Source organism: Marinobacter lipolyticus SM19 (genome assembly GCF_000397065.2).
In the GTDB taxonomy this organism is placed as follows: Bacteria; Pseudomonadota; Gammaproteobacteria; order Pseudomonadales; family Oleiphilaceae; genus Marinobacter; species Marinobacter lipolyticus.
In genome coordinates, this window is record NZ_KE007317.1 from 289566 (window position 1) to 312020 (window position 22455).

The window sequence follows — 22455 nt, forward strand, 5'->3', positions numbered from 1 at the left end:
CCTGAGCCGATCCATTCCATCATTAGTTACGGGAGCCTCTCTGTATGGCCCACGAAGAGCTGCATCTCAATCTCCGCAACCTTACCCTGGACGATTACGAACAGCTTCAGCAGCTGATGGATCAGATTTATGATGATATTGGTGGCGCATGGCCAAAGGAGACCATCAAGGCACTGGTTGAGCAGTTCCCCGATGGCCAGATATGCATCGAAGACTCCGGGCAGTTGATTGCCGTCGCGCTGACAGTTTGCGTGAAATACGAACGCTTTAGTAACCCCCATACGTATGACGACCTGATTCTTCGCAACGAAAAAATCTGGCATAACCCCAAGGGTGATTCTCTCTACGGGCTGGACGTGTTTATCCATCCTGAGTACCGGGGCTATCGGTTGGGACGCCGGCTGTATGAAGCCCGCAAGGAGTTGTGCCGCTCGATGAATCTGCGCGCCATTCTTGCCGGTGGTCGTGTTCCCGGTTACTACAAGTATGCGGACCAATACTCCCCAGCGGAATACATACAGCGAGTGGACCGGAAGGAAATCTACGACCCGATCCTCACATTCCAGCTTTCAAACGATTTTCAGGTCACTCGCCTGATGCACAAATATCTGCCGGAGGACAAGAAATCCCTCGGGTACGCAACCTTGCTCGAATGGCGAAATATCCTCTATACGCCACCCTCACCCGTACTCGACGTGAAAAAGACACAGGTTCGCCTCGGTGCCGTCCAGTGGCAGATGCGGGAGTTCACATCGGTGGAAGAAGTGCTCAAGCAGGTGGAGTACTTCGTTGATGCGCTGTCCGATTACAAGAGTGACATTGCCCTGTTTCCCGAGTTTTTTAACGCACCCTTGATGGGCCTGACCGACCAGATGGACCAGACCCGAGCCATTCGTTTCCTGGCGGGTTTCACAGAACAATTCCGTAATGAGATGTCCGAAATGGCGGTGAGCTACAACATCAACATCGTCACCGGCTCAATGCCTTTACTGGAGAACGACCGGGTTTATAACGTGTCGTACCTGTGCCATCGTGACGGTCGGGTCGACGAACAGAGGAAGATTCACATCACCCCGCACGAACGCCGGGACTGGGTGATTGAAGGGGGTGACCAGTTTCAGGTATTCGATACCGATGCGGGCCGTGTCGCCATCATGATCTGCTACGACATAGAGTTTCCGGAACTGGGGCGTATCGCTGCCGACCAGGACGTCGATATCATTTGCGTGCCCTTCTGGACTGATACCAAAAATGGCTATCTGAGGGTCCGGCACTGTGCCCAGGCGCGCGCCATCGAAAACGAATGTTACGTGGTGATCACCGGTAGCGTCGGCAACCTGCCGAAAGTAGAGAACCTGGACGTCCAGTACGCTCAGTCATCCGTATTCTCACCCTCTGACTTTGCGTTTCCCCATGATGCTGTCATGGCCGAAACCACGCCCAACACCGAGATGATCATGTTTTCCGACATGGATCTGGAAAAACTCAAACTGGTGCGCAATGAGGGTTCGGTGACAAACCTCAAGGACCGTAGAACGGACATGTATGATGTCAAAACACGCTGATTTAGCCCGGATAGACTGTTCATAGAGTTGATGAACAGTCTGAGAGGGCTATCGTATGGCGCTGACACCGTTGCCAAATCTTTTATGTGTGACTATTGTTTAATCAACCACCAACGGTATAGTTGGACCGGACAGCATTCCGGCCCCGGAGAACCCGAGACAATCTTTCATGAACGAAGCACTACCGGATCTCATCGCACGCTTTCGCATCAAGCATGGCCTTTTTCGTAAGGAAACGGTTGAAGCGGCACTGTTTGAGCTGGACAACTTTGGCTGTGTAATGAAAACGGACAAAGTCTTTAAACCGGGCGATACGGTCACTCTGGACCTGATCATGGATATGCCGTTTGAGAATATTCAGGCCAAGGGTATATCCGGCCTGGTCACAGAGCGCCGAAAACACTGTAGCAATTTCTTTTATTCGATTGATTTTATTGAAGTCGGAGATTCAGATGCTTCTCCGGTGACCGACAAACTCCGGCGTATCCGGGATGTGGTCATAAAAAAACAGTCACTGAAATCACGACGTTCCTCCGGGCCAGGTTCTGCTTTACAGCAAACGGCCTGATTAAGCACCACCCTCACTTCGTTCAAACCGCAAGGAGATTGCCTTCATGGCCAAGAAAGCCAAGCCAAGCGTGGATAAAATCGTCAAAAAAGTGAACAAGGAATTCGACAAAACGTCTTCCCAGATCGAAAAACTGATTAACGACGCACTCAAACAATTCGACAGTCTCCAGAATCAGATTCAGGAACCGGTTCGTAAGCTGCTGAAAGAGGTAGATGAGCTGCGCGATCGGGAAATGAAACGTTTTAATGAGGAATTTGAGCGCCGCCTGAATGAATTTCATGAGTTGCAGAACAGCATCCTGGATCGTCTGGGCATTGCCAGCAAAGAAGCCAAAAAGGAAATAGAGAAAACTGCAGACTCGGCTTCTGCCAAAGTCAGTGCAGCCAAATCAAAGGCCACCAAACCAAAAACGGCGGCAAAACCTGCTGCTAAAAAGCCTGCCGCTAAAAAGGTGCCGGCCAAGACAGTTGCCAAGCCCAAACCCCAAACCACGGCCAAAAAGGCACCCGCCAAGAAGGCCGCAAAGCCTGTGAACAAGAACGACCTGACCCGCGTTAAGGGCATCGGCCCGGCGACCGCAAAGAAGATGCAGGAAGCCGGTATTAATTCCATTGAGCAGATCGCCACACCCTCTGATGCTGATAAGGAAAAGCTGCAAGCGTTCTCAAAAATAAAGGGGTTCGCGACGCTGTCTGACGAAGCCAAAAAAGTTCTTTGATGCGAACGCCTGATCAGCCTGTATTACGGGATATTGTCCTGATTGGCGGCGGGCACAGCCACGTAGGGGTTCTGAAGCGGTTCGCCATGAACCCCGTACCGGGTGTCCGGTTAACACTGATCTGCCGCGACACCCATACCCCCTACTCCGGCATGCTTCCGGGGTACGTGGCCGGGCATTATTCCTACGACGATGTACACATAGACCTGAGCCGGCTGGCAGAGTACGCCGGCGCACGCTTCTATCGTGATGAAGCCGTGGGGCTCGACCGCGACCGGAAACGGGTTATCTGTAAAAGTCGTCCGAATGTGCCTTACGACCTTCTGTCCATCAACATCGGCTCTTCCCCGCGTGTCGAAGAAGTCTCTGGTGCGGCGGATCATGCCGTGCCTGTTAAACCGATTAACGGTTTCAACAGTCGATGGCTGGCGTTGCTGTCTCGGCTTGAGAACCACCGGGGTCCCATGACTGTGGCTGTGGTGGGTGCCGGCGCCGGTGGCGTGGAACTGACCCTCGCCATGCAGTTCCGTTTGCGGAATGAGTTGAAACAGCGGGGCCTTGATCCGGACCAGTTGCACTTCCATCTGTTTGATGCCGCCACGGAAATCCTGCCTACACACAATGCCAAGGTGCGCGCAGTATTTTCCGAGAAACTCAGCAGCCGTGGTGTGAAGGTGCATCTGGCCTCCCCTGTCTCGCAAGTAGAAGCAGGAAGACTTCATACCGAGAACGGTGAGAAATTCGACGTTGACGAAGTACTCTGGGTCACTCGCGCCGGGGGACCTGCCTGGCTGAGGGAAACCGGACTGGCACTCGACGACGGTGGATTTATTCGTGTTCGGGACACACTGCAAACCGAAACGGATGAAGCCATTTTAGCTGCCGGTGATATCGCCAACGTGGTCAATCATCCCCGAGAGAAAGCCGGCGTGTTTGCAGTCCGACAGGGTCCGCCCCTGGCGGATAATCTAAAACGTCTGGCGACGGGTAAGTCTGCGAAGGACTTTCATCCCCAGAAGAAATGGCTGGCGCTGATCAGTACTGGCGATCAATACGCTGTCGCCTCCCGCGGTGATGTTTCGTTCTCTGGCTCGTGGGTGTGGCGCTGGAAAGACTGGATTGATCGCCGCTTCATGGACAAGTTCAGCGATCTTCCAGCCATGGAAGATACCGGAAAATTACCGGATACCGCTGCCGCACAGAGTGCCGAGGAAGCGTCTCAGGCCATTTCCGCAGTCGCCATGCGATGTGGTGGCTGTGGCGCCAAGGTTGGCAGCACGGTCCTGTCACGTGCGCTCGGTGAACTGAAGCCGATTGAACGGGATGACATTATTATCGGTCTTCACGCCCCTGACGATGCGGCCGTGCTGAGAGTGCCTCCCGGAAAAGCGGTGGTTCATACCGTCGACTTCTTCCGTGCGTTTATTGATGATCCCTACATCTTTGGTCAGGTGGCGGCGAACCACAGCCTCGGCGATGTGTTCGCCATGGGCGCCGAAGCCCAGAGCGCCACCGCCGTTGCGACCGTGCCCTATGGCATCGAGTCCAAGGTGGAAGATGTGGTGTACCAGATGATGTCCGGTGCCGTAGAGGTATTGAACGCTGCCGGCTGCGCCCTGGTGGGTGGTCATACCGGCGAGGGCCGGGAGCTGGCCCTGGGGTTTGCCGTCAACGGACTGATCAATCCCGACGAAGTCATGAGCAAGGGCGGTCTCAAGGCCGGCGATGCACTGATCCTCACCAAGCCCATTGGCACAGGCACCCTGTTTGCTGCCCATGCAAGACTGGCGGCAAAAGGCCGCTGGATTGATTCGGCTCTCGCATCAATGATCCAGTCCAACAAGAGTGCGGCCCAGTGCCTGCGGAAATACGGCTCCAAAGCGTGTACAGATGTGACCGGGTTTGGCCTGCTGGGGCACCTGGTGGAGATGACCAGGCCCTCCGGTGTGGATGCCGAGCTGGATCTGTCTGCCATCCCGATTCTGCCAGGTGCTGAGGAAACGGCTGCGGCCGGCATTTTGAGCTCGCTTCAGCCCGCCAATATCCGGCTTCGCCGGGGTATTCAGGATCAGGAGAAATGGATCAATCATCCCCGCTATCCTCTGATTTTTGATCCACAGACGGCTGGTGGACTGTTGGCAAGTGTGCCTGCGGACGTTGCGGATGATTGCGTACGGGAACTGAAGGCCCTGGGTTATCCCCACACAACGATTATCGGCATGGTCAAACCGCAGGACGAACGCGGGCCCATCGAACCGATCAGTCTTCGGGACTGAGTCTCTTCTTGCTGTTGGCGATGGCCACTTCTATTGCCCTCAGCAAGGCCGCCTGTTCTGCCTCTGGAACAAACTCCCCAGCCAGTTTTGCTACCCACTGCTGGAGTTGCGACAAGTAATCCGGAGAGCTTTCCGCACGGTATAGCAATTCGGCAAGGTGTTGCTCATCCTTCACCCGAAAATAGCCGGGATAGTTGGTGCCCAGCAGTCCCCGGTTTCCGGGAATATCCGACGCTATAATGGGAAGACCAGCGCGACAGGCCTCCGACACCACGTTGGCGCCACCTTCCATCACAGAACTGATGACCATCACCCTTGAGCGGGCCATGAGCGCATCGGTGGCCTGTTTGTCCAGTTCGCCGAGCCATTGAAAACGGGGATTTCTGGCCTGTTCGGCTTCGGCCTGACGCTGCCAACTTTCAGAATGGGGATTACCGGCGTTGAAGACCCGTACCCGGGAAATCTCCGGCAGGTAGTGGCAGGCAAGCGCCGCCCGCAGCGAGTCTTTTTCGTCCCGTAGATGGCCAATCACACAAACATCGAAATAATGATCGTCAGTTCGGGATGGTGTGATCAATCCGGCAGACTGCACCACCGTCATCAGTTTTGACCGGTAAGCTTCCGGAATATCATCGGCAACCCCATGGTGCAGACCGATCAGGGAGTCCGCCAATGCCATGGATTTATGGGTGTCGTCAGGATATTCAAACTGATGATGGTATATATCCGTTCCGGTCAGCACGGCAATCACCGGAACCGCCGGATTTGTCCGGCGAAAATCCCGGATGGCCTCATGGCTGCGCCAGGCATGAAGGGCAATGAAAAGATCGCAGTCTTCTGAAGATAATCCGGTGATCACTGACACCCGGTGCCCTGCATTTTCCAGCAACGTTGCCCAACGTTCCGCTGTGGCCCTATTGCCTGCCCGGGAACCCGGTGGTGCAGGTGTCAGAATCTGGATGTGCATTTTTCGGCGTTCCGCATTTACTGATTCTTATTGATGTACCCGAGAAGCCAGGTGATGACCTGTTTGTGCAGGTCAATCGTATAGATGTTCATGCCGGAGGTAAATCAGGGTATCCTGAACGTCCGTGCCCTAACGCACTGAAATACCCACTGTTAAACAAGGAATCACAATGGCCATGAGCTATATACGGGAAATATTGCTTTCCAGCCTGCTAGCCCTCACTTCTTTTGCCGTTTCCGCCCAGACCTTTGTCTTCACAGCCATACCCGATGAAGATGAAACCAAGCTGATGGAGCGCTTTCAGGGCATCGCCGATTACCTGCAGGAAGAGCTGGGTGTCGAGGTACGATACATTCCGGTGAAATCCTACGCAGCGGCCGTTTCCGCCTTCCGCAACAATCAGGTACAACTGGCCTGGTTTGGCGGATTGTCCGGCGTTCAGGCCCGCTCCCTCGTTCCGGGTTCACAGGCCCTGGCCCAGGGAGTTGAGGATGTAGACTTCTACACCTATTTTATCGCACACAAGAGCACTGGCCTGGAAGCGTCCGATACGCTGCCGGAAGGGATACGGGGCAAGACCTTTACCTTCGGCTCGAAAGGTTCTACTTCCGGCCGTGTAATGCCGGAACACTATATCCGCCAGACATTTTCTGAGGCTCCGGAAGACGTATTCTCCAGGGTAGGTTTCAGTGGCAACCACACGCGGACCCTGCGCCTGGTGGAAGCTGGCACCTACGAAGTTGGCGCCCTCAATTATGCGGTCTGGGAAAAAGAACTCGAAAACGGTAATGTGAATACCGACGAAGTGAGCGTCATCTGGAAGACCCCGGCGTACCCGGACTACCAGTGGACCATCCGTGGAGACGTGGATGCCCGTTATGGCGAAGGCTTCACTGATAAAGTCCGCCAGGCTCTTTTGAACATGGATGACCCGGAATTGCTGGAAAGCTTCCCCCGTTCAGGCTTCATCCCGACAGCTAACGAAAACTACGAGCCTATTCGTTCAGTCGCCGAGCAGATTGGAATTCTGGATTAATGTCAGGATTTGAACTATCCGGACTGACCGCATCCTTTGATGGTGAGCGGGTCCTTGGCCCGCTCAGCCTGGATGTCAGGGAAGGCGAACGTGTGGCACTGGTCGGAAAGAGCGGTGCCGGCAAATCAACGCTGATCAAGCTTATTCATGATCGCGTTGACGGTCATGCCTCTCTGGTACCACAGGATCTTGGTTTGGTGAATGGGTTACCGGTGTTCCATAACGTGTTTATGGGGCAGCTTGATGCGCATCCGGCGTGGTACAACACCGTCACTCTTGTTCGCCCCTTCCGTAAGGATAAGGAAGCTGTAAAAAGCCTGTTGCGGGAACTGGGCATGGTCGATAAGTTCTGGACTCCGGCCGCCTCCCTGTCTGGCGGCCAACGGCAGCGCGTTGCCGTCGCCCGCGCGATCTACCGTAATGCAAACCTGTTATTGGCAGACGAACCGATTTCAGCGCTGGATGGTCCGCTGGCCCATCTTGTGATGAAGGCCCTGAGCCAACGATTTGCGACCAGCGTCATCGCCCTTCATGATGTGGAGATAGCGTTGGCTTACGCCACGCGAATTGTCGGTATTCAGGACGGCCAGATTGCCCTGGATGAATCCAGCGACCGGCTTTCCGCGGCTGATATCATGCCGCTTTACTAAAGGGCGACTGCAACTTTATGCATCTCTCCCCCACCCTGAGAATCAGTCTGCTATTTCTGGTGATAGCCATCGCCGCCCTGTTTTTTGCAGACATCGCCATCACTACGGCTAACCCCTGGCGGGATCTCGGGCGCTTTTTCCTTGGGGTGGCAACACCAGATTTCTTCAGTACCGAAGGCCTGGCCACTGCGCTACTGAGAACGGTAGCATTCGCGTTTGTCGGTGTGGCACTGGGCAGTGCCTGCGGCTTCCTGCTTTCACTGATCTATCGATTTTATCCGGTGCGGATATTCTGCGCCTTCATCCGCGCCATACACGAACTTTTCTGGGCGTTAATTTTTCTGCAGTTCTTTGGCTTCCACCCGCTGACAGGTGTATTGGCAATCGCCATTCCCTACTCAGGCATCTTTGCCAAAGTTTACTCGGAGATTCTGGATGAAGCAGATCCAGGGCCGGCTCGTCTGCTGCCCCCGGGCACCGGCATCATTTCCACCTTTCTATACACCCGCATACCGGATTGCTGGGTTCAGCTCCGGACGTATACCGCATACCGGCTGGAATGCGGCCTTCGGTCCAGTGCGATTCTCGGGTTCGTCGGGCTGCCAACCCTGGGTTTTTATCTGGAAACCTCGTTCTCCCAGGGGCTGTACTCCCAGGCCGGCGCAATGCTGATCCTGTTCTATGTGTTGATCGCCACCATTCCCCTTTGGGTAAAACCGAAACTGCTGCCGGTGTACATTCTGGGCGCACCGTTTTTCCTTGGCGATGGTATGCCCATCGTCTGGGGTAACGTGGCACGTTTCTTCACTCAGGACATCATTCCAGCACCGCTTCGGGATGGTGAGGGGCTTACCGAACTGGGAGCCTGGTTCAGCGACCTGATGCTCACGGAGGCCCTGCCCGGGATCTGGAACACCCTGCTGCTCACCCAGATTGCACTGGTTGCCACCGGGATCCTGACCTTGCTGGCTTTTCCGTTGATTTCAAATCACTTCGGGGGACCGATCAGGCGCACATCCGGCCATGTGTTCCTGGTAATCGCTCGTTCTACTCCCGAATATATCCTTGCCTACATCCTGCTACAGCTCTGGGGACCGTCCATGCTGCCGGCGGTGGTCGCCCTGGCGCTACACAACGGCGGCATCATCGGTCACCTGATTGGACGTCAGACCAACACCATACAGCTTCGCCCCGATGCCCCAACGGGGTATCGCCGATACAGCTGGGAACTGGTACCAAGAGTCTACCGCTCCTTCCTGGCTTTCCTGTTCTATCGTTGGGAAATTATCATGCGGGAAACCGCCATCCTTGGGATACTGGGTATCTACACCCTGGGGTTCTACGTGGACAGTGCGATCCAGCAAATCCGTTTTGATCGCGCCATGGTCCTGATTCTGATCACGGCGCTACTGAATATCGGCATCGACATCCTGGGTCGTTACATTCGCCGCAAACTGGCGTTACAGACCATGCCGACTTGCTGAAGCCTTGGTCTCTTTTGCGACTGTGGGTTGTTCCAGTTCCCATTGGGTACCCAAGTCGATGGGCTGCGCTGGTCCGGTTGTATCCGCAGCTACACCGGCAACATCGGGTTTGCTGAAGCTTCCGTCATTCTGGCGGCTCATGGCTTCCACATCCACCGAACGCACGAGGTAAGACTTTCCCCCAACCTGAACCCGTGACCGATGCGTCAGCCCATAGACAAACCGGCAATAATCCAGTTTAAGCTGCAGAAGATCCTGTTCGGCCTTGGTTATCTTACGGAGAAGGACTTTCTGAACACTGTCGCTGTAATTCATGGCATCGTCCCTGGCAATCTTGTTATCCCGGCCATTCTACACAATCCTGCCGGGCTGTCATGGCCTCAGGCGCCTGGCCCTTCGGCCTCGAAGATCAATTTGACTGGCAGCGGATCCAGGGCGCTATTGCTTTGCTGAAACTCCAAACGCCACAGCATGTCGGGATCGGTCGTACAGAATGGGGCAACGAATGTCGCCTGCCATACATGAATGCCGGCTTTGGTTTCAGTGCGGTTCAGGGGCACCGGGTATTCGCCCAGGTACATGGACTCCCCTTTCAAAACCGCCAGAAGCCGGTCCGGTTCGTAGCGTGTGTGGACGCGCAGCAGATACTCGTGCCCCTGCGCCCCTGCTTTACCCGGCTCAAGCTCCGCTACCCATGGCTTCCCATTCATCTCCCATTGGCAGGGGCCCGCATTCAGGTCACATACCGGTAGTTTGGAAGTTTTATCCGTATCACCTGACATGAGCCACCCTGGCCCAAATACGACCACAGCGACCAGCCCTATAATCAATACAATAACCGTCACCGCTCGTATCAATTCCAATTCCCCCGGATAAAAGTGGCATTATGGTCATTCACAACAGGAACGCAAAGGTTTCTAAACCACTGCCAGTCGTGAGAAAATACGGCGCTTTGATTCACCACCTACAGGATACGCCAGTGCAGCCGGACATTTCCGTTAAGCACCTGAACAAAGTATACGCCGATGGATTTCAGGCCCTGAAGGATATCAACCTGGACATTACCCCCGGTGAAATCTTCGCCCTGCTTGGTCCCAACGGCGCGGGTAAAACCACGTTGATCAGCATCATTTGCGGCATCGTCAACCTGTCCAGCGGCGAAGTCAAAGCCGCTGGCCACGACATCGTGCGGGATTATCGCAAGGCCCGGGAGAGCATCGGCCTGGTTCCCCAGGAGTTGAACACAGACTCCTTTGAAACGGTTTGGGATGCTGTGTCATTCAGCCGGGGCCTGTTCGGGAAGGCGCCCAAACCGTCGCATATCAAAAAGGTCCTGAAAGATTTATCGCTCTGGGATAAGCGGGATAACCGCATCATGTCCCTCTCCGGAGGCATGAAACGCCGGGTGATGATTGCCAAGGCCTTGTCCCACGAACCCAGGATCCTGTTCCTGGACGAACCGACAGCCGGGGTGGATGTAGAGCTCCGCCGGGATATGTGGGAGATGGTTCGCCATCTTCGGGAAGATGGAGTGACCATTATCCTGACCACCCATTACATCGAAGAAGCCGAGGAAATGGCGGACCGGATCGGGGTCATCCGTCAGGGGGAAATCATCCTGGTCGAAGACAAGGACCGGCTGATGAGCAAACTCGGCAAAAAGGAACTACGCCTGCAACTTCATTCACCGCTGGAGAAAGTACCCGGTGAACTGGTGCTGGAGCCGATTGAACTGTCTGATGACGGTTACGAACTGATCTACACGTTCGACTCCCAACAGGAACAGGCCGGTGTAGCCCGTTTGCTTCGCACTCTTGGGGATATCGGCATTGATTACCGGGACCTGAAGACCCGGGAAAGTTCGCTGGAAGAGATCTTCGTCGGCCTGGTTCACGAATAGTGGCGCCGACAAACTGGAGCAACCCATGAATTTCTTTGGTATCCGTGCAATCTACAATTTCGAGATGGCCCGCATGCGCCGAACCCTGATGCAAAGCGTGGCGTCACCGGTTATTTCGACATCGCTGTATTTCGTGGTTTTCGGCTCCGCTATCGGCAGCCGTATGGGCGCCATCGATAACATCAGCTACGGCGCCTACATTATCCCGGGCCTGGTGATGCTTTCGTTGTTGATGCAGAGCATCTCGAACGCGTCCTTCGGGATTTATATGCCGAAGTTCTCGGGCACCATCTATGAAGTGCTTTCCGCTCCTGTATCCTACGTGGAAGTCGTACTGGGCTATGTGGGGGCCGCAGCCACGAAGTCGGTCATCCTTGGTCTGATCATACTGGCCACCGCCAAACTGTTTGTGGATTACAGCGTGCTGCATCCCTTCTGGATGTTTTTCTTCCTCGTGGTTACGTCCATCACCTTCAGTCTGTTCGGCTTTATTATTGGCATCTGGGCGGACGGGTTCGAGAAACTGCAAATTATCCCGATGATGATTGTGACACCCCTGGTGTTCCTCGGTGGCACCTTTTACTCCATCGATATGCTGCCGGAGATCTGGCAGACCATCAGCCTGTTTAACCCGGTGGTCTACCTGATCAGTGGGTTCCGCTGGGCCTTTTACGGCGTATCCGATATCCACGTGGGCATCAGTGCCGGCATGATCCTGCTGTTCCTGACCGCGTGCATGGCGACCATCTGGTGGATCTTCAAAACAGGCTATCGACTGCGTTCATGAGCAGGATAAATCGGGCTCTGAACACAGGCCTCCTGCTAACCTGCCTTGTTACCGGGGATATCAACGCAGAGGTGCCGGTGTCACAATCACTCCGAGAGGCATGCCTGATTACCGATCACAGGATCGTCCCGATTACGGTGGAAATGGCAATCACGGAATCTGGGCGCCGTAATGGCCTGATGGGGAGAGAGTCTCTGGCACCCGATACCGGGATGCTGTTTGTCTATGAAGAACCCAGAAGGCCTGACCACGGGTTCTGGATGTACCAGACACTGATTCCCCTGGATATCGCCTACCTGGATAAGGAGGGCACCATCGTGGCCATCAGGCAGATGGTTCCCTGTCGGTCTCCGTCGGGATCAGGTTGCCCGGTGTATCGTGCAGGCGTGAGCTTTTCCTCTGCCCTGGAGATGAACCAGTCCTTTTTCCGGAACAACGGCATTTCAGTGGGCCACCAACTCTCATCCAGCGAGTCCATCTGCAAACCTTGAGGATTCAAAGGCCAGCCCAGACTTACGGCCCGGGCCGGCCAAAACATGGCGGCTATTTCTTCTTACCTCCCTTGTTGCCGTTACCGCCACCTTTGCTGTCATCGTTTGCCTTGCATGACGTCGGTTTGTGGAGCTGGATATTTCCGCCCTGGCTCAGCGTCCCACTGGCCGAATAACCAGAGTCACAACTGATGCCGAAAGTATCGGCTCGTCCCGGCTCGCCATTATCTGCAACAGTCACTGTGCAGAACGTCGCGCCGCTGTCATCGGCAATGTAATCCAGCTCGCGGGTTGTGGCATCGATAATACGATAATCCACAACGGAGCTGCCCCGAATATGGTGACCCGGTGCCACCAGATTGAAGCGACCTTTCAGTTCCCCACTGGGGAACACTCCGCCGTTCATACCAAAGTTCACCCGCTGGCCATAGTCATCGTTGAAGAAGCCGCCGCCGGTGACAAAGTCCGCCGCTGGCGGGCATTCGCCATCTGGTCCACTACCACAGATCAAGCCGGCTTCGGCACGGGATACGACCACCTCAGCAACAGGCGTCCCCAAAGACCCCAGCACTTCAACACGCAGGGCGGTCACCGTAAGGCTGTTGTCTGTCCCGACTTGCTCATTGATCGTCACCTTGATCAGCCCGCCAATATCCAGGGTCTGGTTTGGCTCCCCACTCACATTAATGGGCATACCGTTGATCGTCAGCCCCAGGATGTCGGAGTATCCCGACAGATGAAGCGATCCATTGGTACACTCCGCCGAAGCAACGGCCTGAAGAACCTTGGCGCTGGTTGTCAGATCGACGCCCAGAGAAGTCAGGTCGAGCCCGAGCCCTGCGGTAATGGCCATGGAATCAGTACGATTGCCAGAGCCCACGGTGGTGGCGTGCAGCACGCTCGCCTGAACCACATCTCCTTGATAGTTGATCAGGGACTCATCCTTGCTCCCACCACTGCTATCGAGCTCGCCGGTATCGGATAGCACGATTCTTTCGTTGAGAAGCAAGAGATTGAGAGACACATCGAGCGCGGTTGCGCTGCCGATATAGGACGGCATTACTGATGGTTCAGATCCGCCGTTTTTACCATTATTGGATTTGGAGTTAGCGAAAACCGTTGCCGACGCAAGACACATTGCAATGGCTACAACTATCGCTATCCCCGCTTTCCCGAGGGTTGTAGTACCTGGGTTCATTTCCACTCTCCTTGTCGTTTTTTATAATGTGGCTACTATCCTGGTATCCCAAACCACATTATGAGTATTAGTGCTAACAAGGAGTGCGCAAAAGACGGATTTCCTCTATAGAGTCACCGAAGTAGTACAGATGTACATAAAAGGGATATTTCCTATTTTATAACATGCACTTAACAGACCCTGTGTATTCAGCTGTCCTTCCATTCCGGGGTGCGCTTATCCAGAAACGCGCAGATACCTTCCTGAGCATCGCCTGCGGCCAGGTTATCGGTCATGACCTGTGATGTGTAATCGTAGGCATCCGCAAGACCGAGCTCCAATTGCCGGTAAAAGGCTTCCTTCCCGATCTTCAGGGTGTGAGTGGATTTGCCAGCAATGACCCCCGCCATGTTGTACACCATGTCATCCAGTACCTGCTCATCCACCACCTTGTTCACCAGCCCGATCTGTTCCGCCCGGAGCGCGCTGATCATCTCGCCTGTCAGCAGCATCTCCATGGCGTGCTTTCTGTGAACATTGCGGGACAATGCCACCATCGGCGTGGAACAGAACAACCCGATATTGACGCCCGGGGTGGCGAAACGCGCTGTATCCGCCGCCACCGCCAGATCGCAACTGGCCACCAGCTGGCAACCAGCAGCTGTGGCAACACCCGCCACCCGGGCTATCACCGGTTTTGGCAGGTTCACTACCTGCTGCATGACCTTGCTGCACTGGTCAAATAAATCTTTCTGCTGATCCTGATCACCAAACTGCTCCCGGATCTCCTTGAGATCGTGACCGGCACAGAACACCCGGCCACTGGCGGCGAGCACAACCACCCGGGTATCGGGATCATCCTCGAGGGTTTCAAGACGCTCAGAAAGAGCCCGCAGCATCGACATGGACAGGCTGTTTCGATTCTCGGGCTGGTTGAGGGTTAGCGTAGTAATACCATTTTCAGTGGCAACCGTAATCATCTCTTCCGCAGTCATGGCGATGGACTCCTCAGGGTTTTCTTCAGTATTCCGGGCTGCTACTCGTAAGTCGAGCCGACTTTCGTCGGGATCACACTGACTGTCGCCAAAGTTAAACGTGACCCAGGTCACAAAAGTGACGCCCCCCAATGTCCGCGTGGCCAACGCCCAGACCGTAAAACTTATGGTTTTATGACGGCAAAGCGTGACAAAGCATCACAAAAAACAACAAAAAGAGGTATCCATGAGACTAATCAAACAAGCTTTACCCCTGGCCGCGATAATAGCGCTCACCGGCTGCGGCGGAAGTGGCGGCAGCTCCGACGACAATCCCAATGACACTGGCAGTGTGGTGGATTCCGAACAGCAAGAAGTAGCCGGCCAGGGTGCTATCCGGGTACTGTCAAACCGCCCTGACCTGATCAACGGTGGCGATGCCCTGGTCGAAGTGGCATCAGCGAATCTGAAGGGCGCCAGAATTCTGCTCAATAGCAAAGACATCAGCGACGCTCTGACCACCATGGAGAACGGCGCGCTCCGTGGCCTGATCTCTGGCCTGGAACTCGGCGAGAACGAACTGAAGGTTATTCTGGGTAAAGGCGGCGTGCTGCGTAAAATCATCACCAACCACCCCAAAGGTGGTCCGGTATTCTCCGGACCTCAAGTCCAACCCTGGAACTGCACCAACGCCAATGCCGTGGACGACAAGTGCAACCAGCCCGCGGAATTCGAACTGAAGTATGTACCCCAGTCAAAGTTTGATCTGTTTGCTGAAAACTTTGACCCGCAATCTCCCGGGTTTCCTGGTGCCTTCCTGCCTTACGATCCAGAGAACCCACCGCCATCCGAGGACATTGCTCAGGTCACCACTGATGAAGGCGTCACGGTTCCCTATATCGTGAGGGTTGAGACAGGCGTCATGAACCGCGATCGCTATCAAGTGATGTCCCTGTTTCAGCCGGACCAGAAATGGACGGCGTTGGCACCGCAGGAGCAGTGGAATGGCAAGATCCTGATTCACCACGGCGGCAATGTCGGGGTCAGCTATGGCATGGGGCACCCGCCCAATGGCGATATCGCCGGTACGGCCCCGGAAGGCGCTGAAACCCTTCTGGGGGACAGCATCTCCGTTGCCCTTGCCCGCGGCTTTGTAACCCTGTCCACCGCCCAGGCCAACCTTGGTCATAACGTTAACCTGGTAACGGCGGCGGAATCCCTTGTTATGGCGAAAGAACACATCGTCGAGCAATATGGCCCGGTGCGTTACACCATCGGTACCGGATGCTCTGGTGGTGCCATCGCCCAACAGCACATCGCGAATGCCTACCCGGGTATCTACCAGGGATTGATCGTCCAGTGTTCCTACCCCGACGTGTGGACCACTGCCACCCAGTTTGCCGATTACAATCTGCTGAACGAGTATCTTGGAAACCAGGTATCCGAAGACCCGGCTGACCTTCTTACATTTGTCGAAAGCCTGCTCACCTCGCCCGTCTTTGTAGCCCAGTGGCCAGCACTGTATGGTCACCTGCCGGTAAACCCGGTCGTTTCAGACCTGGCGTTCTTCCCATCGGCCGAACCGGACCAGGAGAACTGCCCGGGCCTGGCTGGGGAAGCCGAAGTGTATGACCCGGAAACCCATCCCGACGGCTTGCGTTGTGGTCTGATTGACTACATGGTCAGCCAGTTTGGCACTCGTCAGCCTGAGGCGTGGTCTCCCAATGAGCAACTTCTGTCACGGGGCTTCGCCGGAATCCCGCTGGACAACAGCGGTGTTCAATATGGCCTCAAAGCACTGCAGGACGGTGTCATCACCGGGGACCAGTTCCTGGCCGTCAACCGCGACATCGGTGGTCTGGACGTTGATATTAACTACCAGGATGAGCGCACGGTCGCGGATCCGGAAGCGCTGGAAAACGCCTATCGCACCGGCGCGGTTAATACTGCGGAAAATCTCGCCAACGTGCCCATCATCGACCTGCGAGGCCCGGACCCTGGCATTGCCCACGATGCCTTCCACTCCTGGCAGGTACGGGCACGTCTGCAAGAAACCCAGGGCCACGCCCGCAACCAGGTGATCTGGTACGGCGCCTTCCCACTGGCCGGTGACACTATCTTCACCACCGAAGCCCTGCTGGTGATGGACCAATGGCTGGCAGCCATCGAAGCCGATCAGGAAGCAACGCCGGTACCGGCTAAAGTTATCGCCAACAAGCCAGTTACTGCCAGGGACCGTTGCCTGTCAATGTCTGCGCCATTCTCGGAGGAAGGTCCGAAGGCGCCCTACACCGGCAATCTTCTCTATCCGGAACCGCAGATAGACGGACTCGATTCGGACCAGATTCCCACATTCCCCGCCGAACTGGGTCAGATACTGGACGTTGCCACCGGACAAGTCTGTGGCCTGGATCTGGGTGACCTGGGGCTCCCCGACACCATTGCTGATCCACTCCAGCCCATTACCGACCAGGTGGTGGAAGCCCAGAAGCTGGTAGTCCAGACACGGTTTGGCACACCACGTACCGTAGCCGGTGACTCCATCACCACACTGAGCAACAAGTGCCAACTCAAACCCGTGGACCCTGCGGACTATCCGGAGAACCCCCTCACTGGTGTGAGAAGTTCTCAAGAGTTTGCGCTACAAGTGGCGGAAATCTTCCCCGACGGCGTCTGTGATTACAGCAAACCACCGGTCGGCGAAGTGCCCACTATGACGTGGTTGCAGTATGGCAATGAAGAGACCGTAACCACAGGCGGAGAACCACTACCTGCCAGAAGTGAAACAGTTGCAGGCTGGGCCTCCCCGGCGTTTGGAGTGAACCTGAACCCAAAAACCGATCTGTAATGACAGAGCTCAGGGGCAGCGCAAGCTGCCCTTGCGTTGAGTTGCTATTATCCGCCTCTGCCCGCACGATAAGAGTAAGGAAATCAAATGTAGGGAGCGGGCAATCATGCACACATCCATGATCTTCAAAATCATTGTTGGCGTTGCCATCATCCTGGGTGGCATCTTCGTCGTCATGAGGGATGACCCTGCCGTACCAACCGGAGACATCAACACCATCGAGCCATTACCGGAACAGAGCAGCCAGTAGCGCACGCCTGATAACGGACAGCTAGATCGTGGAGCCAACCCGTATAAAAGGGCTGACCATTGCGGCACTGGGTGTGTTGTTTATTACCCCGGACGCACTCCTGGTAAAAATAACCTCCGTGGAGCCGGTGGTATTCCTGTTCTGGCGGGGCCTTTTGCTGACTCTCAGCTTTTTTGCCATCAGCTGGCTCAGGTACCGCTCCCGACTGGTATCCGAAATCCACAAGTGTGGCTTCAAGGGTCTTTTCTGCGCCAGCGCCTTTGCCGTGAGCACATTGGGTTTTGTGGTAGGCATGAAAAACACCGCCGCTGGTAATGTGCTGGTGATCCTCAACACCTCACCGGTGATCGCCGCGGTGATCGCGTGGCTGGTGTGGAAAGAAACCCTGCCCCTCAGAACCTGGATTGTCATCCTGGTCTGTGTAACCGGTGCCACCTTCATGGCCATTGGCGAATGGGGCAAGGGCGACCCGCTGGGCTTGATGATGGCAGCCGTTGCCGCCACCGCCCTTGCCTCCAACCTCAATATGGCCCGCTCCAAACCGGACAGCGATATGAGCGTGATGTTGATGTTCGGCGCCCTGGCGCTGGCAGGAATAGCCGCCCTGGCCGGCGGCGCACAAATACCCTCACCCCGGGACAGTTTCTTTATCGCCCTGCTCTGCCTGGTGTTTCTACCGATGGCCTGCATTCTGATCCAGATCGGCCCCCGCTACATACCGGCGGCGGAAGTCAGCCTCATGCTGCTACTGGAAACCGTACTGGGCTCCTTCCTCGTCTGGTTGTTCCTCGGGGAAGTGCCGCCCAAACTCAGCCTGATCGGCGGTGTGATTATATTCTCCACACTCGCCGTTCACGGCTGGACCGAAGTAAGACGTTATCGGCGGGCGGTCCGCAGTTGATTACCCGGTTTCTATAACGCACCCGGGAACATGTTGATACCCGACTCGTCGCAGGTCTCATAGGACGCAACAGTATTGTTGTTTACCTCTACGACAATGTCCGCACCTGTCCCGGTGTCCACGCCGTAACGCACTTCAACCACTCCGTCCCCTTCCATACGATTAATCCCCTGGACAGGGCAGGTGCTCTCCTGGAAGAGATCGATCACCATGGGACTGGGCGTTGTATAGTCAACGTAACCGTTCATAGCAGAGCTGATCAGCCTGAATTCAGTACTTAAAGCCAGCTGGTTGCCATCAATGCCGAGGGTGATGAGAGAGTTCTGCAATGCGACGTAACTTGTCCCTTTTTTGAACTCCAGAACATCGGAACTGAGTGTCAACGTGCCCTGCTCGGCAGCAGCATCAAAGGTTTCCGACCAGCGATCCCCCCCTTTGAGCGCGAAGGGTGTGCCAGAGGCCACGAAACTCCCGGAGATATTGAACGTTTCCGAACCAGTCCAGGACTCCGATCCGGAGCTGGAGCTACCACTTTCCTTGTAGGTATAGGAACCGTTCAGCGCAACCTGCCCGAAACTGACCGTCGTCAAACGACAATTACTGAAGTCGTAACGAACATCAATAACGCTGGAGACAGATTTGTCGGTAACCTTGACCGAGCCGTTCTCATTTTCGCAAGCCAGATCCACGGAATCATCCAGCGCCTGCGCAGTCGCACCGTCATGAACAATCTCTTCCAGCCCGCCAGAGTTGATCACGTCCTCAACTTCGGTCACGAGGTCCAGAGCTTCTTCCGATGACTGATAGGCAGACGTCGTACCCTCGAAATCTTGCTGCGTGTTAAGCGATGCTTTCCGGGTTGAATACCCGCCATCATCCATAGAAAGCGAACCACCAGACGACACTTCACGATCACTCCCGCCCCCTCCACCGCCACCACCACAGGCGGACAGAACCAGAGCAACGGACGTCACCATGACTGACTTGATAAAGGTTTGCTGCTTCATAAAATCTCATTCCCTTGGTTTTTCATTACCTTGACAGGGCACCCGGCCCACGTCTTTTATAGCGGAATGTCGTGAGAATAACCATGTTTTGGCATGGTAGGACTTGAAGAGCATGACGCTGGTCACGAAAGCCAGGGATCTTCACAATTTTGTTATCCCGGAGCTATTTGAAGAATACTTGCACAACCTATGTAACCCCATGGTCTGATGGTCCTGAGCTGCTGCCTGGCGCATCTTCCACTACTATCAAGGTAAGTCAGTACAAGAGATGACGTTGCCGTGGGACTGTCGATCAAGAAAACGGAATTTTCGGCGGACGAGTTTGAACGTTTTGCTGCTAAGGTCCGGACGGACCTTAAAGCTCTCACTCGTCTTCTGAACCGGCCCGGCTTTGGTGAGGGAGAGTTTTCCATTGGCGCCGAGGTTGAGTTCTACATCGTAAACTCTGACCTGCGAGTTCAACCCATCAACACAGAGATCGCCGCCCGCGTTCAGGATCCCCAACTGACGGTTGAGCTCAACCGCTTCAACCTCGAATACAATCTCAGCCCCCAGGCTTTCAGGGGGAAACCATTTGCCAGAACAGAACAAGAGCTGCTCGCTGCCATCCGACGGATTAACCGCCACGCCGCAGCACTGGATGGCGAACTGGTATCAATCGGCATTCTGCCCACTCTTCGTCAGTCCGATATAGGGGCGGAGGCGATGACAGACGTACCCCGCTACCATGCCCTATCCAACGCGCTGCTCAAGCAACGGGGCGAGCCATTCAGCATCCATATCGGGGGTAACGATGTCATCGATCTGGAGGCCGACGACGTTTATATGGAAGGGGCGAATACGTCCTTCCAGTTGCACTGGCGTGTCCCCGCGCATCGTTTCGCTGATTATTTCAACGCGGTCCAACTCGTTACTCCGGTTGTTCTTGCTCTGGCCAGCAATTCGCCCAGCCTGTTTGGCCACCACCTCTGGGACGAAACCCGTATTGCGCTGTTCAAGCAATCCATAGACAGTCGATCCCCCACTCATAAAACCTGGCGCCACCCACCAAGAGTCTATTACGGCAACGGCTGGGCACGCAGTGCCTGGGAGCTGTTTGCGGCTTCCGCATCACTGTATCCCCCTATCCTTCCAGTAACGTCGGATGAGGATCCCATAGCCGTGGTTGATCGAGGAGAGGTGCCGGAACTGGCCGAGCTGCGTCTGCACCAGGGCACCACCTGGCCCTGGAACCGGGCCATCTTTGATCACGCAGACGGTGGTCATCTACGCATCGAGATTCGCTCTATGCCGGCAGGTCCGACGGCCGTTGATATGTGTGCGAACGGACTGTTCGTGATCGGGGCTGCGTTGGCAGTGCTCGATGACATCGATCATCTGACGTCGATACTCCCGTTCCATTACGCTGAACACAATTTCTACCGCGCCGCCAAATATGGCATCGACGCCGAAATCATCTGGCCACAAAAGGACCAGGTTCAGTTGCAGGATACCTCCCTGTTAACCGTGGCCCGTGAACTGCTGCCACGGGCCCGGGAAACATTGAAACAAACAGCCGTAGATGAGGCAGAGATTCACCGCCTGCTGGGCATCATCGAAGGCCGAGTTGAATCCAACATGTCTGGCGCCCGGTGGCAGCGACACATCACCGAGTTATTTTTAAGGACTATGAGTCCCGATGAGGCGTTCCGGAGTATGCTGGCTCTTTACATGGCCAACCAGAAGAAGAACATCCCGCTGCATGAATGGACACTGTCACCGTGAGCAACGCCAACCTACTTGATTATCTCAATGACCCGTCACCCCGGACGCTGGGTCGCTCACCCCTCGAGTGGCTGGACCGACTGAACAAGCCCACGGTGGTTCATGTTGCCGGTCGCGATCGCTCCCGTACCCGGGCCATGGCGACGCTGCTTCACGGCAATGAGCCTTCGGGTCTGTTTGCGCTTCACCGGTGGCTACTGGAGCAACACACGCCCGAGGTCAACATGCTGTTTCTGCTCGGAGGAGTTTATCCCGCAAAGATTCCACCGGCGTTTTCATCACGACAGCTGCCCGAAGGACGCGACCTCAACCGTTGTTTCAAGGAACCATTCGAAGGAGAGGAAGGGGCCATCGCAAAAGCCATGCTGGCAGAGCTTCGCAAGGCGCAACCTGAATGCCTTCTGGATGTGCACAATACCTCAGGCACAGGCCCGGCGTTCGCTGTGAGCATCACCAATGATGCCGCACATCAGGCGCTAACTTCCCTCTACACCGATCGCCTCATCATGACGGATCTTCGTCTGGGTGCTCTGATGGAATATTCGGAACAGGAAGTACCCACGGTAACCATCGAGTGTGGTGGCGCCCAGGATGATCACGCTCATCAACTGGCTTACGAAGGACTCGTTCGGTATGCCTCGAGATCCGACGTGTTGTCGCTGGAAAAAGCGGAGTGGAATGTCGCCGTACTGCGAAACCCTATTCGGGTGGAACTGGCACCCGAAGCGACCATAGAATACCGCCTTGAACCCAGCGGGCATGCTGACCTCACGTTTCCACCAGACATCGAGCACCGCAATTTCGGGATCGTTTCTCCCGATGAGCCTCTCGGATGGATTGGAAAAAAAGGCCTTGGCATCCTCACAGCGATCAGCCACAACCGGACCGAGAACATGGAGCAGGTTCTCAGGGTAAAGGATGGGCAGATCTACCCCGCCCAGGCCATCAAAGCCTTTATGATTACCACCAACCCCGTTATTGCGAAGAGCGACTGCCTGTTTTATGCGGTCAAAGCGACAGGCGAACCCATTTTTTAAAACTGAAAAGGTGCCAGGGTGCCCCAGTAGGCCGGAAAGCCGTCGCTCTGTT

The 22455-nt window shown here is 55.4% G+C and carries 21 protein-coding genes; 15 read left to right on the forward strand and 6 right to left on the reverse strand.

What is annotated here, in order from left to right; all coding sequences use genetic code 11:
* Positions 1-44: 44 nt before the first annotated feature.
* From MARLIPOL_RS07695 to selD, 4 genes are all read left to right on the forward strand, one after another.
* Complete coding sequence (locus tag MARLIPOL_RS07695; protein WP_012137487.1) at positions 45-1565, forward strand: bifunctional GNAT family N-acetyltransferase/carbon-nitrogen hydrolase family protein; 1521 nt, start codon at positions 45-47, stop codon at positions 1563-1565.
* A 169-nt stretch (positions 1566-1734) separates the two neighbouring features.
* Positions 1735-2133: a hypothetical protein gene (locus MARLIPOL_RS07700; protein ID WP_012137488.1), complete on the forward strand. Its 399-nt coding sequence runs from the start codon at positions 1735-1737 to the stop codon at positions 2131-2133.
* A gap of 46 nt (positions 2134-2179) precedes the next feature.
* Entirely contained in the window at positions 2180-2854 is a 675-nt protein-coding gene (locus tag MARLIPOL_RS07705; RefSeq protein ID WP_012137489.1) for a helix-hairpin-helix domain-containing protein, read from the forward strand.
* The gene (gene selD / locus MARLIPOL_RS07710; protein ID WP_012137490.1) at positions 2854-5130 is read left to right on the forward strand and encodes a selenide, water dikinase SelD; all 2277 of its coding nucleotides are present in this window, start codon (positions 2854-2856) and stop codon (positions 5128-5130) included. The genes MARLIPOL_RS07705 and selD overlap by 1 nt, the downstream gene beginning before the upstream one ends.
* Here selD and senB read toward each other — a convergent pair.
* Positions 5114-6097 carry a selenoneine biosynthesis selenosugar synthase SenB gene (senB, locus tag MARLIPOL_RS07715; RefSeq protein ID WP_012137491.1) on the reverse strand — a complete coding sequence of 328 codons (984 nt, stop codon included), beginning with the start codon at positions 6095-6097 and terminating at the stop codon, positions 5114-5116. The genes selD and senB overlap by 17 nt on opposite strands.
* A 169-nt stretch (positions 6098-6266) precedes the next feature.
* Between senB and MARLIPOL_RS07720 the strand changes: the two genes are divergently transcribed.
* The 3 genes from MARLIPOL_RS07720 to MARLIPOL_RS07730 are packed head-to-tail and all read left to right on the forward strand — an operon-like array spanning position 6267 to position 9267.
* Complete coding sequence (locus tag MARLIPOL_RS07720) at positions 6267-7133, forward strand: putative selenate ABC transporter substrate-binding protein (protein ID WP_012137492.1); 867 nt, start codon at positions 6267-6269, stop codon at positions 7131-7133.
* Entirely contained in the window at positions 7133-7783 is a 651-nt protein-coding gene (locus MARLIPOL_RS07725; protein WP_012137493.1) for an ATP-binding cassette domain-containing protein, read from the forward strand. The genes MARLIPOL_RS07720 and MARLIPOL_RS07725 overlap by 1 nt, the downstream gene beginning before the upstream one ends.
* Before the next feature lie 17 nt (positions 7784-7800).
* On the forward strand, positions 7801-9267 hold the full coding sequence (locus tag MARLIPOL_RS07730) for a PhnE/PtxC family ABC transporter permease (protein ID WP_012137494.1): 1467 nt from the start codon (positions 7801-7803) through the stop codon (positions 9265-9267).
* Here MARLIPOL_RS07730 and MARLIPOL_RS07735 read toward each other — a convergent pair.
* Positions 9244-9582, reverse strand: a complete 339-nt coding sequence (locus MARLIPOL_RS07735) for a hypothetical protein (protein WP_012137495.1) — start codon at positions 9580-9582, stop codon at positions 9244-9246. The two genes, MARLIPOL_RS07730 and MARLIPOL_RS07735, sit on opposite strands and share 24 nt — an antisense overlap.
* Positions 9583-9647: 65 nt before the next feature.
* Positions 9648-10049: a hypothetical protein gene (locus MARLIPOL_RS07740; protein WP_012137496.1), complete on the reverse strand. Its 402-nt coding sequence runs from the start codon at positions 10047-10049 to the stop codon at positions 9648-9650.
* A gap of 197 nt (positions 10050-10246) precedes the next feature.
* On the opposite strand from MARLIPOL_RS07740, the gene MARLIPOL_RS07745 reads away from it, so the two are divergent.
* The 3 genes from MARLIPOL_RS07745 (at position 10247) to MARLIPOL_RS07755 (ending at position 12445) form a co-directional block, all read left to right on the forward strand.
* Positions 10247-11167, forward strand: coding sequence for an ABC transporter ATP-binding protein (locus tag MARLIPOL_RS07745; RefSeq protein WP_012137497.1), 921 nt, complete (start codon positions 10247-10249; stop codon positions 11165-11167).
* Between the two features lie 25 nt (positions 11168-11192).
* Complete coding sequence (locus MARLIPOL_RS07750) at positions 11193-11954, forward strand: ABC transporter permease (protein ID WP_012137498.1); 762 nt, start codon at positions 11193-11195, stop codon at positions 11952-11954.
* Positions 11955-12031: 77 nt separating this feature from the next.
* Positions 12032-12445, forward strand: coding sequence for a DUF192 domain-containing protein (locus MARLIPOL_RS07755; RefSeq protein ID WP_228677592.1), 414 nt, complete (start codon positions 12032-12034; stop codon positions 12443-12445).
* Positions 12446-12497: 52 nt separating this feature from the next.
* Here the strand turns inward: MARLIPOL_RS07755 and MARLIPOL_RS07760 are convergent, their stop codons facing one another.
* Together MARLIPOL_RS07760 and MARLIPOL_RS07765 are read right to left on the reverse strand one after the other, a co-directional pair.
* The gene (locus MARLIPOL_RS07760; protein ID WP_186008475.1) at positions 12498-13643 is read right to left on the reverse strand and encodes a choice-of-anchor P family protein; all 1146 of its coding nucleotides are present in this window, start codon (positions 13641-13643) and stop codon (positions 12498-12500) included.
* A 188-nt stretch (positions 13644-13831) separates the two neighbouring features.
* Positions 13832-14617, reverse strand: coding sequence for an enoyl-CoA hydratase (locus tag MARLIPOL_RS07765; protein WP_012137501.1), 786 nt, complete (start codon positions 14615-14617; stop codon positions 13832-13834).
* 226 nt (positions 14618-14843) lie between these two features.
* Here MARLIPOL_RS07765 and MARLIPOL_RS07770 point away from each other — a divergent pair, with 226 nt between their 5' ends.
* The 3 genes from MARLIPOL_RS07770 to MARLIPOL_RS07775 all read left to right on the forward strand — a co-directional run bounded on the left by MARLIPOL_RS07770 (position 14844) and on the right by MARLIPOL_RS07775 (position 18595).
* Positions 14844-17444, forward strand: a complete 2601-nt coding sequence (locus MARLIPOL_RS07770; protein ID WP_012137502.1) for a DUF6351 family protein — start codon at positions 14844-14846, stop codon at positions 17442-17444.
* Between the two features lie 106 nt (positions 17445-17550).
* A complete protein-coding gene (locus MARLIPOL_RS18655; RefSeq protein ID WP_012137503.1) occupies positions 17551-17694 on the forward strand; it encodes a hypothetical protein in 144 nt (47 codons plus the stop codon).
* Between the two features lie 28 nt (positions 17695-17722).
* Positions 17723-18595 (forward strand): DMT family transporter, encoded by an 873-nt coding sequence (locus MARLIPOL_RS07775; protein ID WP_012137504.1) that lies wholly within the window; start codon positions 17723-17725, stop codon positions 18593-18595.
* An 11-nt stretch (positions 18596-18606) separates the two neighbouring features.
* On the opposite strand, the gene MARLIPOL_RS07780 is transcribed toward MARLIPOL_RS07775, so the two are convergent.
* Positions 18607-19602 (reverse strand): hypothetical protein, encoded by a 996-nt coding sequence (locus MARLIPOL_RS07780; RefSeq protein WP_012137505.1) that lies wholly within the window; start codon positions 19600-19602, stop codon positions 18607-18609.
* Between the two features lie 279 nt (positions 19603-19881).
* Between MARLIPOL_RS07780 and MARLIPOL_RS07785 the strand changes: the two genes are divergently transcribed.
* Together MARLIPOL_RS07785 and MARLIPOL_RS07790 are read left to right on the forward strand one after the other, a co-directional pair.
* On the forward strand, positions 19882-21366 hold the full coding sequence (locus tag MARLIPOL_RS07785) for a glutamate--cysteine ligase family protein (protein WP_012137506.1): 1485 nt from the start codon (positions 19882-19884) through the stop codon (positions 21364-21366).
* Positions 21363-22403, forward strand: a complete 1041-nt coding sequence (locus tag MARLIPOL_RS07790; protein WP_228677593.1) for a M14 family metallopeptidase — start codon at positions 21363-21365, stop codon at positions 22401-22403. Before MARLIPOL_RS07785 ends, MARLIPOL_RS07790 begins: the two co-directional genes overlap by 4 nt.
* Positions 22404-22455 lie beyond the last annotated feature (52 nt).